This window comes from Pseudomonas pergaminensis, from assembly GCF_024112395.2.
Lineage (GTDB): Bacteria > Pseudomonadota > Gammaproteobacteria > Pseudomonadales > Pseudomonadaceae > Aquipseudomonas > Aquipseudomonas pergaminensis.
Map to the genome: position 1 here is coordinate 1,639,813 of NZ_CP078013.2, position 16,046 is coordinate 1,655,858.

Sequence of the window (16,046 nt, forward strand, 5' to 3'; positions counted from 1 at the left end):
ATGCGAGCCATACCGCTCCTTACGCTTTTGCTCAGTGGTTGGTTTGCACTCCCCGCCCATGCCGATGAAGCCCAAGACTGGCTGACTCGACTTGGGCGTGCAGAGCAGCAGCAAAGCTTTCAAGGTACGTTCGTCTACGAACGTAACGGCAGTTTCTCTACCCATGACATCTGGCATCGTGTCCAGGATGGTCAGGTCCGTGAGCGGCTCTTGCAGCTCGATGGTTCTGCCCAGGAAGTCGTGCGGTTGGATGGCCGGACACAATGTGTCAGCGGCACCCTCGTCGCAGGCCTGGGCAATTCACGTGATGCCCCTTCACGTGCGCTTGATCCACAAAAACTCAATCAATTCTATGAACTGGCTGTCATTGGCAAATCCCGTGTGGCCGGTAGAAATGCGGTCATCGTATCGATCACGCCGCGTGACCAGTACCGTTACGGTTTTGAGTTGCACCTGGATCGAGAAACCGCACTGCCGCTCAAATCGCTGTTGTTGAATGACCAGGGGCAATTGCTTGAGCGCTTCCAGTTCACGCGACTGAATACGTCGGTAATACCTGACGACCGCGATCTGCAGCCCAGCAGCGAGTGCACACCTATTGCCGTGGCCACTAGCAAGGCGCCAGAAGTGCAGCCTACGCAGATTTGGCACCTGGAATGGCTGCCGCCGGGCTTTCAGTTGACCAATACCAGCGCCCGCAAAGACACCCAGACCAAAGCCACAGTCGACAGCCTGATGTACGAAGACGGGCTGGCGCGTTTCTCGGTGTTCCTTGAGCCGATCAGTGAAGCGAGTGTCACCGAAACCCGCACGCAACTGGGCCCTACGGTCGCTGTATCCCGTCGTCTCAACACAGTCGATGGCGAGATGATGGTGACGGTAGTGGGTGAAATTCCGATCGGCACCGCTGAACGGATCGCGTTGTCGGTGCGCGGTGAAAAAAAGCCAGTCGCCCAGCCGTGAGTCGTTAATCCTATGTTCATCCTGACCTTTCAATGTATTTCCATGCCAGGTTGGCTGCCGAGAGCATGAAATGTCTGGATCAGCATTTTCACTTGCAAAAATCTCTCATGTTTTTTATAGGTCAGGGCTTGTCGGCTCTGGCCTTGTTTTGTTCGCGGAACAAAGATGTCGGTCGCAGTTTTCGGCGTTTCTTGAACCCTGTCGCTCAACCCTGCTCGTCGTAACGGGAGCTGTATGTCGATACCACGTTTAAAGTCTTACCTAACCATAGTCGCCACGGTATTGGTGCTGGGTCAGGCCTTGCCTGCGCAAGCAGCCGAGTTGCCTGACTTCACCCAATTGGTTGAGCAAGCCTCGCCTGCGGTGGTGAACATCAGTACCACGCAAAAACTGCCGGACCGCAAAGTCTCCAACCAGCAGATGCCAGACCTGGAAGGCCTGCCGCCAATGCTGCGTGAATTCTTTGAGCGTGGCATGCCGCAACAGCGCGCACCCCGCGGCGGCGGTGGCGGCCAGCGTGAGGCCCAGTCCCTGGGCTCGGGCTTCATCATTTCGCCGGACGGCTATATCCTCACCAACAACCACGTGATTGCCGACGCCGATGAGATCCTCGTGCGCCTGGCTGATCGCAGTGAGCTGAAAGCCAAGCTGGTCGGCACCGACCCTCGTTCCGATGTGGCGTTGCTGAAGATCGAAGGCAAGGACTTGCCTGTGCTTAAGCTGGGTAAATCCCAGGATCTGAAAGCCGGGCAATGGGTCGTCGCCATCGGCTCGCCGTTTGGCTTTGACCATACCGTCACCCAAGGTATCGTCAGCGCCATTGGCCGCAGCCTGCCGAACGAAAACTACGTGCCGTTCATCCAGACCGACGTGCCGATCAACCCGGGTAACTCCGGTGGTCCGCTGTTCAACCTGGCGGGCGAAGTGGTTGGCATCAACTCGCAGATCTACACCCGTTCCGGTGGCTTCATGGGCGTGTCGTTCGCCATCCCGATCGACGTGGCCATGGATGTTTCCAACCAACTGAAAAGCGGCGGCAAGGTCAGCCGTGGCTGGTTGGGCGTGGTCATCCAAGAAGTGAACAAAGACCTGGCTGAATCCTTTGGCCTCGACAAGCCGGCCGGTGCCCTGGTCGCACAGATCCAGGACGATGGCCCGGCTGCCAAGGGTGGCCTGCAAGTCGGCGACGTGATCCTGAGCATGAACGGCCAACCGATTGTCATGTCGGCTGACCTGCCGCACTTGGTCGGTGCTCTCAAGGCTGGCAGCAAGGCCAAGCTGGAAGTGATCCGTGAAGGCAAGCGCCAGACCGTAGAGCTGACCGTGGGCGCTATCCCAGAAGAAGGCGCAACACTGGATGCCCTGGGCAACGCCAAGCCGGGTGCCGAGCGCAGCAGCAATCGCCTGGGCATTGCTGTAGCCGAATTGACCGATGAGCAGAAGAAGAGCTTCGACCTCAAGAGCGGCGTCGTGATCAAGGAAGTGCAGGACGGCCCCGCCTCCCTGATCGGCCTGCAGCCAGGTGATGTCATCACCCATCTGAACAACCAGGCAATCGATACCACCAAGCAATTCACCGACATCGCCAAGGCGTTGCCGAAGAACCGTTCGGTGTCGATGCGGGTGCTGCGTCAGGGACGTGCGAGCTTCATCACCTTCAAACTGGCTGAGTAAGTCGGTAAAAGCAAAAAGCCCCGCCTTCGTTTAACGAGGGCGGGGCTTTTTTGTGCCTGATGGGTTTAGCTCATCATCCCTTTGACCAGGCGTTCCTGTTCGATCAGCTCACGCTGGCGTGCGTCGATACGTGAAGACAGCGGGAAATTGTTACCCGCGCGGCGCTTGGCGAAATCCAACTGTTGAATGGCCTGCTGGAAATCACCCACCAATGCAAAGTACTCCGCGCGGGCCTGATGCAGGCCGATGATATTGCCCGACAACCCGCGTGTCTCGGCAACCTGGTACCAGACGTCCGGGTCATCCGGGCGCGACTTGAGCAGGCTGTCCAGCGCCTTCTCCGCATCCGCCGTGCGGTTCTGCTTCAGCAGTAGGTCCACGCGCACCTGATTCAATGGGTAATTGCCGGGATACTGGGTCAGCATCCGATCTGTACGTTGCTGGGCATCCGGCAGGCGGCTGTTGTCGATGTCCAACTGGATCTGCGCCAGGTTGTAGGTGATGTCGTTCGGGGACTTGGCCAGCAGCGGCGCCAGATTGTCCCGTGCCTGTTTGAACTGGGAGCCTTTGATCTGGGCGATAGCCAGGCCGTAGCGCGCCACATCGTTCTTTGGGTTCTCATCCAACTGCGCCTGGAAGCGCTTGGCGGCGAGGCCTGAGGTGTCTTCGTATTGCAGCTGCACCCGCGCCCGAATCAGTTGATAGCGCAGGCTGTCTTCCTTGCCGCCAGGCTTGGCCTGCTCGGCGCGGTTGCGCGTGTCGGCGATCCGCGATTCGGTAACCGGGTGCGTCAGCAGGAATTCCGGTGGCTTGGCATCGAAGCGGTATTGGCGCATCAGGCGCTCGAACATGGTCGGCATGGAGCGCGGGTCGTAGCCGGCTTTTTCCAGGTTGAGAATGCCGATACGGTCTGCTTCCTGTTCGTTCTGGCGTGAGAACCGGCGTTGCTCCTGGATGGCGGCGGCCTGGGTACCGGCGATGGCGGCAATACCGGCATCACCGGCGCCGGCGGCTGCCGCAATAATGCCGCCGAGCAGGGCAGCCATCATCGGGAGTTGCATGCGCTGTTGCGCTTCAACGCCACGGGCGAAGTGACGTTGGGACAAATGCGCCAATTCGTGAGCCAGTACCGAGGCATATTCCCCTTCGGTCTGGGCGTTGAGGAACAGGCCACCGTTGACGCCGACAATCCCGCCAGGTGCGGCAAAGGCGTTCAACTGCGGGCTGTTGATCAGGATGAACTCCAGGCGCCGGTCGTTGACCTGGCTGGTCTCCACCAGTTTGTACACGCTGGTTTCGACGTAGTCCTTGAGCTGCGGGTCGTTGAGTTGCGAGACCTGGCCCCGCAGGTAGGCCAGCCAGGCGCGGCCCAGTTGGTATTCCTGTTGTGGCGAGACAATGGCAGAACTGGCGTCGCCAAGTGACGGCAGGTCGTCAGCGAAGCCCGGGGAGGCCAGCAGGCAAGCCAGCGTCAGCAGGGTAGGGCGCAAAAAAGTCATGCACAAAGCCTTTCGACAAAGAGCTTACTGTAGCCGGACACTGAGCTTCGGACCAGATATTCTAAGCAACCCAAACGCGTGTCCGGAGTAAAACCATGACCGACGCTGTAGCCTTTGATGCCGAACTCGACGCCAGCGGCCTCAACTGCCCGTTGCCCTTGCTCAAGGCCAAGCTGGAACTCAACCGTTTGGCCAGCGGCGCAGTGCTCAAGGTGATCGCCACGGATGCGGGCTCCCAGCGTGATTTTCGTACCTTTGCCAAGCTGGCCGGCCACACCCTGTTGCATGAAGAAGACGCTGCTGGTGTGTACCGTTACTGGTTGCGCAAGGCCTGAACCGTTTGCCCCATCACCCGAGGTTGATTGATGTTCAAAGTGTTACGAGACTGGATTCAGCGCTACTTCTCCGATGAGGAAGCGGTGGTGCTGGCGGTCCTGCTGTTTCTGGCCTTTACGGCCGTGCTCACCTTGGGCGGCATGCTGGCGCCTGTATTGGCGGGGATGGTGCTGGCTTACTTGATGCAAGGCCTGGTCACCACGCTGGAACGCTTGCGCTTGCCAGGCGGAGCCGCGGTAGGGCTGGTTTTCGCCTTGTTCATGGGCCTGTTGGTGTTGTTTATCGTGGTGGTGTTGCCGCTGCTGTGGCACCAACTGATTACGCTGTTCAACGAGTTGCCAGGCATGCTCGCCAAGTGGCAGTCGCTGTTGCTGCTGTTGCCGGAACGCTACCCGCACCTGGTGTCAGACGAGCAGGTGTTGCAAGCCATCGAAGTGGCGCGCGGCGAGATCGGCAAGTTTGGCCAATGGGCGCTGACCTTTTCGCTGTCCAGCCTGCCGCTGCTGGTCAACATCATGATCTACCTGGTGCTGGTGCCGATCCTGGTGTTTTTCTTCCTCAAGGATCGCGCCATGATCGGCCGCTGGGTGCGTGGCTATCTGCCGCGTGAGCGTGCGCTCATCACTCGGGTGGCCGAGGAAATGAACCGGCAGATCGCCAACTACATCCGTGGCAAGGTCATCGAGATCATTATCTGCGGAGGCGTGACCTACATCGCCTTTATTGCACTGGACCTGAACTACGCGGCCTTGCTGGCTTTGCTTGTCGGTATTTCAGTGGTGGTGCCCTATGTCGGCGCCGTGGTGGTGACCGTACCCGTGACCTTGATCGCCTTGTTCCAGTGGGGCTGGAGCGACCAGTTCATCTACCTGATGGCGGTATACGGGATCATCCAGACCCTGGATGGCAACGTGCTGGTGCCGCTGCTGTTCTCGGAGGCGGTCAACCTGCACCCGGTGGCGATCATCTGTGCGGTGCTGTTGTTTGGTGGGCTGTGGGGATTCTGGGGCGTGTTCTTTGCGATCCCACTGGCGACGCTGTTCAAGGCGGTGCTGGATGCGTGGCCGCGGCAGGAGCCGGTGGTGGCGCCGTTGCTTTGAAGGTTGCGGGGCGATCGAAGACGCTATCGCCGGCAAGCCGGCTCCTACAAGGGGTTGTGTAACAAATGTAGGAGCCGGCTGGCCGGCGATGACAATCCAAAGGACGCCGTAGCGATCAGGCCTTGTTCAGCGCCTGCGCCGCCGCCAAAACGGCATCCACGTGGCCCGGCACTTTCACACCACGCCATTCCTGGCGCAGCACACCTTCGCTGTCGATCAGGAAGGTGCTGCGATCCACGCCCAGGTATTCCTTGCCGTACAGCTTCTTCAGCTTGATCACATCAAACAACTGGCAAACTGCTTCATCCTTGTCACTGATCAGCTCGAAGGGGAATTCCTGCTTGCCCTTGAAGTTCTCGTGGGACTTCACGCTGTCGCGCGACACGCCGAACACCTCGGTGTTGGCGGCCTTGAACGCCGCGTATTGGTCACGAAAGCCCTGGCCTTCGGTGGTGCAGCCCGGCGTGCTGTCCTTCGGGTAGAAGTAGATCACCACTTGCTTGCCTTTGAGGGCTGCAAGGCTGAAGGTCTGGCCGCTGGTGGCCTGGGCTTCGAAATCGGCTACGGGTTTGTCGATGACTACCGCCATGAAAACTTCCTTACATTGGGTTCTGTGGGCGCCATGGCTCGATCAAGGCGTCGAGGTTCAGGGCATCGGCGAAATCCAGGAACTGGTCGCGCAACCAGCTGATCTGCACGCCAGCCGGCAAGGTTACGGTAAACGTAGCGTTGAGCATGGTGCCGCCGGTCTGCGGGGCCTGGTAGGTGTCGCAGGTCAGGTTCTCCAGCTCGACGTTGTGGTCGATGAAGAACTGGCACAGTTCGTTGACGATGTCCGAGCGGTAGGCGGAGCTGACATACGCGACATAAGGCAGGGCCTGGGGACGATTCTCCAGGGCAGCACTGCGCACTACATTGACCGTGAAGTCGTGCTTCTTGGCCAGGCCTGGCAGGCCGGTCTCCAGGCGCGCCAGGGCATCCCAGGTGCCGGAGATCTGCAGGACCAGCGCACTGCACTCGCCATGGCGGGTCAGGCGCGAGGTCACGACGGCGCAGCGGTTTTCATGGCTGGCGCGGCACAGGACGTTGGTCAGCTCCATGGGGTTGGCGCCGAGGGCACTGATAACAAGGAATTGTTCGCGAACTGTGGGGGTGGACATGCAGCCTTCCTAAAACGATGAGCGGTCGATACCGTGAGGGCCGTATCGATCAAAGGATGAAGGGTAGCGAAAACCGTCGCCAAGGGATAGGAGGTGGCGTTTTCATTACGTGAACGGTCTGATTTCAGCGTGCTTCTAGGCGTGCTTTTGCCCAATGATGGCATTGCCCGTCGTTTAGTTGCGCCAGAACGCATCCTCAGGCGGTACTTCGCTTGTGCAAGCATCTTGGCGCCAGTACCATTACGGCTCTCTTTTTCCGGCAGGAGCGGTTGCATGATTGCGGGCAGTATGGTGGCACTGGTCACACCCATGGATGCACAAGGTCATCTCGACTGGGACAGCCTGGGCAAACTGGTGGACTTCCACCTGCAAGAAGGCACCAATGCCATCGTGGCGGTCGGCACCACCGGTGAATCGGCCACCCTCGATGTGGAAGAGCACATCCAGGTGATCGAATTCGTGGTCAAGCGTGTCGCGGGCCGTATCGCCGTGATCGCCGGTACGGGCGCCAACTCGACGCGTGAAGCGATCGAGCTGACCAAAAATGCCAAGAAGGCCGGCGCCGATGCCTGCCTGCTGGTGACCCCGTACTACAACAAGCCGACCCAGGAAGGCCTGTACCAGCACTTCCGCGCCATTGCCGAAGCCGTCGACATTCCGCAGATCCTCTATAACGTGCCGGGTCGTACCGCGTGCGACATGAAGGCCGAGACGGTGATTCGCCTGTCCACCGTGCCGAACATCATCGGTATCAAGGAAGCCACTGGCGACCTGCAGCGCGCCAAGGACATCCTGGCCGGCGTGAGCAGCGATTTCCTGGTGTATTCCGGTGACGACGCCACGGCTGTCGAGCTGATCCTGCTGGGTGGTAAAGGCAATATCTCCGTGACCGCCAACGTGGCCCCGCGTGCCATGAGCGAAATGTGCGCCGCCGCCATTGCCGGCGACGCCGTGACCGCCCGCGCGATCCACGAAAAGCTGATGCCGCTCAACAAGACACTGTTTATCGAATCCAACCCTATTCCCGTGAAATGGGCGCTGACTGAAATGGGCATGATGCCGGACGGTATCCGTCTGCCGCTCACCCGTCTCAGCGACGCCTGTCACGAACCGCTGCGACAGGCCCTGCGCCAGTCCGGCGTCCTGGTTTAATTGAGGAAGCACTACGCATGAAGCGATTGGCCGGACTTTCCGCACTTGCCTTGATTATCTCCAGCACCAGTGGCTGCGGTTGGATCTGGGGCCCGGAAGGCTACTTCCGTGACCGCGGCAGCGATTACCTGGAAGCAAAACCCACCAAACCGATGGAATTGCCGCCAGGCGTCAACGTCGCCAAGCGTCTTGACCCGTTGCTGCCGATCCCGCGCAACGTTGCCGACGACACCACCAAGGGTGAGTACGTGGTGCCACGTCCGCAGCCGATCTCGGCCGTGGCGGATGCCAGCGACTACAGCCTGCAGAAGAGCGGCGACTCCCGCTGGATCGTGGCTCAGCGCCCACCTGCCGAAGTCTGGCCAGTGGCCGTGCAGTTCTTCCAGGACAACGGTTTCCGCATCGACGAACAGCGTCCTCAGACCGGTGAATTCACCACGGCGTGGCAGCAGGGCAGCGAGCTGTCCGCCACCATGGCCAAGCGCCTGCAGGCCGGTGGTGTCGCCTCCGACAGCGAAGCCCGTGTGCGTGTACGCATCGAGCCAGGCGTGCAGCGTAATACCAGTGAAGTCTACGTGGTCAGCGCCGAGCGTCCGGCCGGCAGCACCGCCAACGTTGAGTTCACCAATCGCTCGGTCAACACCGGTGTCGACTCGGCGCTGGTCGACGAGATGCTGGCCAGCATGAGCCGTATCTCCGAGAAGGGCGGTTCCGTTTCCCTGCTCGCCGCACGTGATTACGACACCCCGAGCCGCGTCAGCCTCACCGAAGACGGCAGCGGCAACGTGGTGCTGAACCTGGGTGAAGACCTCGACCGTGCCTGGGCCAGTGTCGGCCGCGCATTGGAGCAGGGCCCTTGGCGTGTTGAAGACATCAACCGCAGCCTGGGCTTGTACTACATCAACGTGGCTGAAAAAGCCGAGCGTAAAGATGACGAGCCTGGCTTCTTCGGCAAACTGTTCGGCAGCAAGCCGACCAAGGAAGAGATCGAGACCCGCGCCGAGCGTTACCAGGTTCGTTTGAGCAAGGTGGGCGAAAGCGTGCAAGTCACCGTCGAGAAGAACATCAATACCGTTGCGCCCGCTGAAACAGCGCGCAAAGTGTTGGGCGTGATTCAAGACAACCTGGGCTGATCCGGTGCGTTTTGCCGTTCTCGGCAGCGGTAGCCAAGGGAACGGTACGCTGGTCGCCCACGACGACACGTACGTGCTGGTTGATTGTGGTTTCTCGCTAAGGGAAACCGAGCGGCGCCTGCTGCGCCTGGGGGTTCATCCCGCGCAGCTGAGCGCGATTCTGGTGACCCACGAACATGCCGACCACGTGCATGGCGTGGGTTTGCTGTCTCGGCGCTACAATCTTCCGGTGTACCTCAGTCGCGGTACCTTGCGCGGGATGCGCAAACCCATTGAACCCGCAGGTTTCCTGGCCGGTGGCGAGCAGCTTCAAATCGGCGCCTTGAGCATCGATGTGGTTGCCGTGGCGCACGACGCCCAGGAACCGACGCAGTATGTATTCAGTGACGGTGAGCGGCGTTTCGGCGTGCTGACCGACCTGGGCTCCTACTGCGCCAGGGTGCTGGACGGCTACCGGAACCTCGATGCCTTGATGATCGAGTCCAACCACTGCCGAGACCTGTTGGCTCGCGGTCACTACCCCTACTTCCTCAAGCAGCGGGTGGGCGGCGAACTGGGACATTTGAACAACCACCAGGCGGCGTACCTGGTGTATGAGTTGGGCTGGCAAGACTTGCAACACCTGGTCCTGGCCCACCTGAGCAGCAAGAACAACCTGCCGCAGCTGGCCCGGCAATGTTTTGTCGACACCCTCGGGTGCGACCCGGACTGGCTGCAACTGGCCGATCAAGATTCAGGGCTCGACTGGCGACACATCGCCTAGCCCACCATTTAGCAAGCGGAGCCCATCATGGAAAAACGTGAAGAACTCTACCGCGGCAAAGCCAAGTCGGTGTACAAGACCGATGACGCCAACCGCCTGATCCTGCTGTTTCGCAACGACACCTCGGCGTTCGACGGCAAGCGCATCGAACAGCTTGATCGCAAAGGCATGGTGAACAACAAGTTCAACGCCTTCATCATGCAAAAGCTCGAAGCGGCCGGCATTCCGACCCAATTCGACAAGCTGCTGGGCGACAACGAGTGCCTGGTCAAGAAGCTCGACATGATCCCGGTTGAATGCGTCGTGCGTAACTACGCCGCCGGCAGCCTGGTCAAGCGCCTGGGCGTGGAAGAGGGCCTCAAGCTCAATCCCTACACCTTCGAACTGTTCCTGAAGGACGACGCCAAGGGCGACCCGTTCATCAACGAATCCCACGTCGTGGCATTCGGTTGGGGCACCGCTGAGCAACTGGCGCGCATGAAGGAGTTGTCCCTCAAGGTCAACGACGTGCTCAGCAAACTGTTCGACGACGCAGGCCTGCTGCTGGTGGACTTCAAACTCGAATTCGGTGTGTTCCACGACGGTTCCATCGTCCTGGGCGACGAATTCAGCCCGGACGGCTGCCGCCTGTGGGACAAGGACACCAAGAAGAAGATGGACAAGGACCGCTTCCGCCAGGGCCTCGGTGACGTCATCGAAGCCTACGAAGAAGTCGCCAACCGTCTCGGCGTACCGCTTTAATCGACGCAAGCATCTGATAGCACGGAAAAAAATCGCTTCGGCGCTTTGCATCCACGAATCATGCTGTTATGATGCGCGCCGTTGGAGAGATGCCAGAGTGGCCGAATGGGACGGATTCGAAATCCGTTGTACCTTCACCGGTACCTAGGGTTCGAATCCCTATCTCTCCGCCATATCAGTACAAAAAGGCCCCGTTTTTACGGGGCCTTTTTGCATTCTGCGGTTTCTGTTCCTTCATTGATCCCCTCCTGAATTCCCCCGTGATCTAGTCCCCTAAGCGCCTTTCGCTTGGTTGCTGGTTTTTTATCTTTAAGCCAGGCGAACGCACTGGGTTTTTTACACGTTCTGCCAACCCTGCTAACCAACCGAGTGACCTTCCCACGGTCTCGCCGCGTGCGGTACTCGCGCTTTCCCTCGCCCGCGCATCCGTTCAATGTGCGCGCATTCAAAAAAATAGGTTGAATAGTCACATAAAATGTTATTTAAATAACAAAAATAATTACGCTGTGGTGCCTGCCACCCCGTGCACAAGGTAAAGATATCCATGAATAAGATCGCGGTCATCGGTAGCAATATGGTGGATTTGGTTACCTATATCGACCGAATGCCCCGCCAGGGCGAGACCCTAGAAGCCCCGGGCTTTGCCATGGGGTGTGGCGGCAAGGGGGCGAACCAGGCGGTGGCGGCGGCCAAGCTTGGCAGCGAGGTGTTGATGCTGACCAAGTTGGGCGATGACATGTTTGCCGATAACACGTTGGCCAATTTTCAGCGCCATGCCATCGACTCGCGTTACGTCACGCGGGTGCCAGGGGTGTCCAGCGGCGTGGCGCCGATCTTTGTGCAGAGCGATTCCCACAACAGCATTCTGATCGTCAAGGGCGCCAACGCGCATTTGAAGCCGGCCGATATCGACGCCGCACAAGCGGCTTTGCGCGAATGCGTACTCATCGTCTTGCAGCTGGAAATCGACTTGGCGACCGTCTACTACGCCATTGAATTTGCCAAGCGCCACGTTATTCCTGTGTTGCTCAACCCGGCCCCTGCGGTCGCAGGTTTGAGCCGCGAGCATCTGGCGCAGCTGGACTTTTTCATCCCCAACGAAAGCGAACTCTCGCTGATCACCGGCAAGCCGGTCGAGGGCCCTGAGAGTGCGTTGCTGGCCGCGCGGGAATTGGTCGTCCAGGGCATTCGCCATGTCATCGTCACCCTTGGTGAACAGGGCGCGCTGTATGTCGGCGAGGAGGGTGAGTTTCATGTGCCTGGCCGCAAAGTCGAGGCCCGGGATACCACCGGCGCGGGTGACGCCTTTATCGGTTGCTTTGCCCACTACTGGACCCAGCAGGGCGATATGCGTGCGGCCATGACTCGGGCTGTGGCGTATTCCGCCTGTTCGGTCACCGGCCTCGGTACCCAGAGTTCCTACCCGGATGCTGCCCGGTTCGCGGAGTTTTTCGACCCGCGCTGATTCGTTTATCACCGATGTTGGCGATCCCAGCATGGCTGTGCGCCCTATATCCCACGGAGAATAACAATGACAAAAGTCCCGCTCCAACAGACCACCGATGGTTTCTACCTCAACCGCACGCCTTGGTTCGCGTTTTTGCTGCTGTGCAGTATTTTTGCCCTGTGGGCGGCGGCAGCCAGCATGAATGACGTGCTGATCGCGCACTTCAAGAAAGCCTTTTTGCTCAGCGATTTTCAGACCGCCTTTGTGCAGTCGGCGTTTTACCTGGGCTACTTTTTCGTGGCGATTCCGGCGGCCATGGTGGTGCGTCGCTTCGGCTACAAAAGCACGATCCTGGTGGGCTTGATGCTTTACATGGCGGGCTGCGCGCTGTTCTTTCCTGCGGCCTCCACTGCCACCTACGGCATGTTCCTGATGGCGCTGTTTGTGATCGCGTGTGGGCTGTCGTTTCTCGAAACCGCCTGCAACACCTATTCGACGTTGATGGGACCACGGGAAACCGGCACCCGCCGTCTGAACATCTCGCAGACCTTCCACCCGTTCGGCGCCATGGCGGGGGTGTATGTCGGTAGCTTTGTGATGTTCAAGGAGACCGACGCCACCCACGAACAGTTGACCCAAATGAGCGCCTCCGAGGCGGCCATCCAGCAGTTGGAAATGATTCAGTCGACCCTGCTGCCCTACAAATGGATGATCGCGGTGCTGGTGCTGATGTTTATCCTGATCGCCATTACCCGCTTCCCCGCATGCCGGGGCAACGCCAAGGCCGACGTGAAAAAGCCCAGCCTCGGCCAGAGCCTGGCGCGCTTGTCGCGCAACCCGCGCTTTACCTTCGGTGTGCTGGCGCAGTTTCTGTATGTGGGGGCTCAGGTCGGGGTATGGAGCTTCACCATTCGCCTGGCGATGCAGATGGGCGGGATGAACGAGCGCAGCGCGTCATGGTTCCTGCTGACGACCTTTGCCGCCTATTTCGTCGGCAAGATGATCGCCAACCTATTGATGCGCAAGCTGCACCCGGCCAAGGTCCTGGCGATCTACGGCGTGCTGACCATTGCCTTGCTTGCCTATACCATCCTGGTGCCGAATATCAGCGCAGTGTACGCGGCGGTCGCGGTGAGCATTTTCCTCGGGCCGTGCTGGCCGACCATTTATGGCCTGACGATTGAAGGGCTGGGTGAAGACACCAGCGTCGGTGGTTCGCTGCTGGTGATGAGCATCGTCGGCGGCGGGGTGATCCCGGTGTTCCAAGGCCTGCTGTCAGATGCCACCCACGGCAATATGCAACTGGCCTACAGCGTGCCCCTGCTGTGTTTCGTGGTGATTGTGGCCTACGCCTATTCCTGCATGCGCCACAGTCGCGCCGCACAGCCTAGGGCTGGCGCGGTGGTGGCCTCATGAAAACCTTCACCCTGGCCTTGTCTCCCGAGCAATTCAGCGGGGCAGAAAAAAACCTGCTGCAATCGGCTGATTTTCGCGTGCTGGCCTGGACCTACCCCAGTGGGGTCAAGGCCCTGGCGTTGGAAAATGCCCGTGGTCGCGTGGTGGCCTTGCCTTATCAGGGGCAGATGATTTGGTCCGCGACCTTCGACGGCTGCGAGTTGACCATGCGCAATATGTTCCGCCAGCCAAAGCCCAGCGCAACGGTAATTGGCACCTACGGATGCTTTATGTTTCACGCCGGGCTGTTGCGCAATGGCTGCCCGACCTCAAGCGACGACCACCCGCTGCACGGCGAAATGCCCTGCGCACCAATGGACGCAGCCTGGCTGGAAGTGGGCGAAGACGCTGCGGGCCTGTACCTGCGCCTGGGTGGTGATTACGAATATGTGCAGGGGTTCGGTGACCACTATCGGGCCACACCCACGCTGACCCTGCGGGCCGGCTCGGGGGTATTTGATATCGGCATGGCGGTCACTAATCTCGCGGGTAAGGCCATGGAACTGATGTACATGGCCCACATGAACTACGCCTACATTCCTGGCGCGCGCTTTGTCGAGCCCCTGGCCGGCGCCCGGGTGCGCGTACGCAGCAGCGTGCCGGCCCACGTCAAGCCAACCCCCGAGTGGGCGGCCTACATGGCTGAGCTGAGCCGCGACCCTTCACGGCTGAGCAGCCTGGACAGCCCCGCGCTGCATGATCCGGAAATCGTCTGCTTCTTCGAAGAGGTTCCAGCCGATACCGCAGGCAATGCGCATTTTCTGCTGGACCATCCCGAAGGGTCGGCGTTCTACACCCACTACCGGCCCGATCAGTTCTCCCATGCCACCCGCTGGGTCCTGCATAACGCTGACCAGGGCGTCGCCGCCTTTGTCTTGCCTTCTACCTGCGAACCCGAGGGCTACCTGGCAGAAAAAACCAAAGGCAATGTGCGTTCATTGGCCGGCGGACAACAGGCATTGTTCAGCGTGAGCACCGGCTATCTGTCGGCTGAAGAAAGGCGCCGCCTGCGGGATGAGCTAGGCGGCTGATGAGGTGCGGCAAGGGTGGTCACACCACCCATTGCGCGCCATATTGGGTGATCAGTTCACGGTACGCTTTGGGCAGCTTCTTGTCGGAGACCACCACATTGAACTGTTCAAGGCTGGCGAAATGCGCGGTGCGCACAACGTCGAACTTGCTGTGATCGGCCAGCAACAGGCTGTGCTGGGCCTGGCGCAAAACCTTCTGTTTGACCGCCACTTCATTGAAGTTGAAGCAGGTGACACCGAAGGTCTCGCTGATACCTGCGGCCGAAATGAAGGCCCAGGTCAAACGCACGCTGTCGAGGATGCTGCTCTCGTCGGCATGGTCGAACACTTGGTTCTTGCGATGAAAGGTGCCGCCACACAGAACGATAGTGCAGTTGGGCTTCTGTTGCAGCTTGAGCAGCACGTTCAGCGAATTGCAGACCGCCGTGAACTCCAGCTCATCGGGAATGAAATCAATCACAAAAGGCACCGTGGTGCCGCAGTCGAAGAACACCGTGTCGCCACTTTTGACAAACGCGGCCGCGAGCTTGCCTATACGGCGTTTCTCTTCCACATGCCGAGTGCCTTGCTCCGTAACCTTGTAGTCAGGCGCCTCGGACGGGTCGAAGGCAAGGGTGATATGCCCGCCGAGCAGGTGGAACTTGTCCGGGTGACGGTTCAAGTCCCGGCGCAGGGTCATTTCCGAGACTTCCAGCAATGCGGCCATTTCCCGCAGGTGGATCGCCTTTTGGTCCTGCAGGGCTTGTTGGATCAGTTTGATGCGTTCTGATTGTTTGCTTTCCACAGGCGTTCCGGTCGGCTGGTTATGTTGTAATTACATCATTTGTTGGTATTATAGTCACATCTTTTGGGCGTGCTTTCTCACAGTTGCGCCCATCGTGCTCCTTCACCAGGAACGGATTTCATGATCTCAATCACACCCGCAGCACTTGCACAGTTTATCGACCACACGTTGCTGGCGCCCGACGCAACGCGGCAACAGATCGCAGCGTTATGCAAAGAAGCGCAGGAATACGGGTTCTATTCCGTCTGTGTGAACTCGGGCCAGGTGCCTTATGCCGCCCAATTGCTCAGTGGGCAAAAGGTCAAGGTCTGCGCGGTGGTCGGGTTCCCGCTGGGCGCCGGGCTGAGCGAGAGTAAAGCCTTCGAAGCCCAACAGGCAATTGCCGTGGGTGCGGGCGAGATCGACATGGTGCTCAATATTGGCGCGTTGCGCGAGGGCCTGTTGGACGCGGTGCGTGACGACATCGCCAGGGTGCATCAAGCCTGCGGTTCGGTGCCGCTGAAAGTGATCCTCGAAACCTGCCTGTTGGACGAGGAACAAAAGATCCGCGCCTGCGAAATCTGCCGTGAACTGGGGGTGGCCTTCGTCAAGACATCGACCGGCTTTAGCCATCATGGCGCCACTGCTGGAGATATCGCCCTGATGCGCCGTATCGTCGGCCCGCAGATGGGGGTCAAGGCGTCGGGCGGGGTGCGCGATTACGCGACCGCGGTGGCCATGATCGAAGCCGGTGCCACCCGCCTGGGCACCAGCTCGGGGGTGAGCATTGTCAGTGGCAAGCCTGCGGAAGCGGCGGGTTACTGATTTC

General features: G+C 59.6%; 16 protein-coding genes and 1 tRNA gene. 13 read left to right on the top strand and 4 right to left on the bottom strand.

Annotation, left to right across the window (positions count from 1 at the left end):
• Together KUA23_RS07390 and KUA23_RS07395 are read left to right on the top strand one after the other, a co-directional pair.
• Positions 1-963, top strand: coding sequence for a MucB/RseB C-terminal domain-containing protein (locus KUA23_RS07390; RefSeq protein WP_078047347.1), 963 nt, complete (start codon positions 1-3; stop codon positions 961-963).
• Between the two features lie 234 nt (positions 964-1,197).
• Positions 1,198-2,637: a DegQ family serine endoprotease gene (locus KUA23_RS07395; protein WP_078047348.1), complete on the top strand. Its 1,440-nt coding sequence runs from the start codon at positions 1,198-1,200 to the stop codon at positions 2,635-2,637.
• A 65-nt stretch (positions 2,638-2,702) separates the two neighbouring features.
• Here the strand turns inward: KUA23_RS07395 and KUA23_RS07400 are convergent, their stop codons facing one another.
• Positions 2,703-4,136: a M48 family metalloprotease gene (locus KUA23_RS07400; RefSeq protein ID WP_078047349.1), complete on the bottom strand. Its 1,434-nt coding sequence runs from the start codon at positions 4,134-4,136 to the stop codon at positions 2,703-2,705.
• Positions 4,137-4,231: 95 nt separating this feature from the next.
• Between KUA23_RS07400 and KUA23_RS07405 the strand changes: the two genes are divergently transcribed.
• Positions 4,232-4,471, top strand: a complete 240-nt coding sequence (locus tag KUA23_RS07405; protein WP_010212198.1) for a sulfurtransferase TusA family protein — start codon at positions 4,232-4,234, stop codon at positions 4,469-4,471.
• Between the two features lie 30 nt (positions 4,472-4,501).
• Positions 4,502-5,572, top strand: coding sequence for an AI-2E family transporter (locus KUA23_RS07410; RefSeq protein WP_012722771.1), 1,071 nt, complete (start codon positions 4,502-4,504; stop codon positions 5,570-5,572).
• Between the two features lie 115 nt (positions 5,573-5,687).
• On the opposite strand, the gene KUA23_RS07415 is transcribed toward KUA23_RS07410, so the two are convergent.
• On the bottom strand, positions 5,688-6,161 hold the full coding sequence (locus KUA23_RS07415; RefSeq protein WP_025855402.1) for a peroxiredoxin: 474 nt from the start codon (positions 6,159-6,161) through the stop codon (positions 5,688-5,690).
• Between the two features lie 10 nt (positions 6,162-6,171).
• Entirely contained in the window at positions 6,172-6,732 is a 561-nt protein-coding gene (locus tag KUA23_RS07420) for a glycine cleavage system transcriptional repressor (RefSeq protein ID WP_003172487.1), read from the bottom strand.
• Positions 6,733-7,005: 273 nt separating this feature from the next.
• Here KUA23_RS07420 and dapA point away from each other — a divergent pair, with 273 nt between their 5' ends.
• The 8 genes from dapA to KUA23_RS07460 all read left to right on the top strand — a co-directional run bounded on the left by dapA (position 7,006) and on the right by KUA23_RS07460 (position 14,454).
• Positions 7,006-7,884, top strand: coding sequence for a 4-hydroxy-tetrahydrodipicolinate synthase (gene dapA, locus KUA23_RS07425; protein ID WP_078047350.1), 879 nt, complete (start codon positions 7,006-7,008; stop codon positions 7,882-7,884).
• Between the two features lie 17 nt (positions 7,885-7,901).
• The gene (gene bamC / locus KUA23_RS07430) at positions 7,902-9,017 is read left to right on the top strand and encodes an NlpB/DapX family lipoprotein (RefSeq protein WP_252993658.1); all 1,116 of its coding nucleotides are present in this window, start codon (positions 7,902-7,904) and stop codon (positions 9,015-9,017) included.
• 4 nt (positions 9,018-9,021) lie between these two features.
• Positions 9,022-9,780, top strand: a complete 759-nt coding sequence (locus tag KUA23_RS07435; RefSeq protein ID WP_078047352.1) for an MBL fold metallo-hydrolase — start codon at positions 9,022-9,024, stop codon at positions 9,778-9,780.
• A 27-nt stretch (positions 9,781-9,807) separates the two neighbouring features.
• Positions 9,808-10,521, top strand: coding sequence for a phosphoribosylaminoimidazolesuccinocarboxamide synthase (purC, locus tag KUA23_RS07440; RefSeq protein WP_010212191.1), 714 nt, complete (start codon positions 9,808-9,810; stop codon positions 10,519-10,521).
• A gap of 83 nt (positions 10,522-10,604) precedes the next feature.
• A tRNA-Ser gene (locus KUA23_RS07445) sits at positions 10,605-10,694 on the top strand.
• Between the two features lie 371 nt (positions 10,695-11,065).
• Positions 11,066-11,986, top strand: a complete 921-nt coding sequence (gene rbsK / locus KUA23_RS07450) for a ribokinase (protein ID WP_252993659.1) — start codon at positions 11,066-11,068, stop codon at positions 11,984-11,986.
• Between the two features lie 66 nt (positions 11,987-12,052).
• Positions 12,053-13,384, top strand: coding sequence for an L-fucose:H+ symporter permease (fucP, locus tag KUA23_RS07455; protein ID WP_252993660.1), 1,332 nt, complete (start codon positions 12,053-12,055; stop codon positions 13,382-13,384).
• Entirely contained in the window at positions 13,381-14,454 is a 1,074-nt protein-coding gene (locus tag KUA23_RS07460; RefSeq protein WP_252993661.1) for an aldose 1-epimerase family protein, read from the top strand. Before fucP ends, KUA23_RS07460 begins: the two co-directional genes overlap by 4 nt.
• Positions 14,455-14,473: 19 nt before the next feature.
• On the opposite strand, the gene deoR is transcribed toward KUA23_RS07460, so the two are convergent.
• On the bottom strand, positions 14,474-15,238 hold the full coding sequence (gene deoR, locus KUA23_RS07465) for a DNA-binding transcriptional repressor DeoR (protein WP_078047356.1): 765 nt from the start codon (positions 15,236-15,238) through the stop codon (positions 14,474-14,476).
• A 120-nt stretch (positions 15,239-15,358) separates the two neighbouring features.
• On the opposite strand from deoR, the gene deoC reads away from it, so the two are divergent.
• Complete coding sequence (gene deoC / locus KUA23_RS07470; protein WP_252993662.1) at positions 15,359-16,042, top strand: deoxyribose-phosphate aldolase; 684 nt, start codon at positions 15,359-15,361, stop codon at positions 16,040-16,042.
• Positions 16,043-16,046: the final 4 nt, after the last annotated feature.

Coding starts and splice junctions, on each gene's coding strand:
- KUA23_RS07390 (WP_078047347.1), top strand. CDS start 1: ATGCGAGCCATACCGCTCCTTACGCTTTTGCTCAGTGGTTGGTTTGCA.
- KUA23_RS07395 (WP_078047348.1), top strand. CDS start 1,198: ATGTCGATACCACGTTTAAAGTCTTACCTAACCATAGTCGCCACGGTA.
- KUA23_RS07400 (WP_078047349.1), bottom strand. CDS start 4,136: ATGACTTTTTTGCGCCCTACCCTGCTGACGCTGGCTTGCCTGCTGGCC.
- KUA23_RS07405 (WP_010212198.1), top strand. CDS start 4,232: ATGACCGACGCTGTAGCCTTTGATGCCGAACTCGACGCCAGCGGCCTC.
- KUA23_RS07410 (WP_012722771.1), top strand. CDS start 4,502: ATGTTCAAAGTGTTACGAGACTGGATTCAGCGCTACTTCTCCGATGAG.
- KUA23_RS07415 (WP_025855402.1), bottom strand. CDS start 6,161: ATGGCGGTAGTCATCGACAAACCCGTAGCCGATTTCGAAGCCCAGGCC.
- KUA23_RS07420 (WP_003172487.1), bottom strand. CDS start 6,732: ATGTCCACCCCCACAGTTCGCGAACAATTCCTTGTTATCAGTGCCCTC.
- dapA (WP_078047350.1), top strand. CDS start 7,006: ATGATTGCGGGCAGTATGGTGGCACTGGTCACACCCATGGATGCACAA.
- bamC (WP_252993658.1), top strand. CDS start 7,902: ATGAAGCGATTGGCCGGACTTTCCGCACTTGCCTTGATTATCTCCAGC.
- purC (WP_010212191.1), top strand. CDS start 9,808: ATGGAAAAACGTGAAGAACTCTACCGCGGCAAAGCCAAGTCGGTGTAC.
- rbsK (WP_252993659.1), top strand. CDS start 11,066: ATGAATAAGATCGCGGTCATCGGTAGCAATATGGTGGATTTGGTTACC.
- fucP (WP_252993660.1), top strand. CDS start 12,053: ATGACAAAAGTCCCGCTCCAACAGACCACCGATGGTTTCTACCTCAAC.
- KUA23_RS07460 (WP_252993661.1), top strand. CDS start 13,381: ATGAAAACCTTCACCCTGGCCTTGTCTCCCGAGCAATTCAGCGGGGCA.
- deoC (WP_252993662.1), top strand. CDS start 15,359: ATGATCTCAATCACACCCGCAGCACTTGCACAGTTTATCGACCACACG.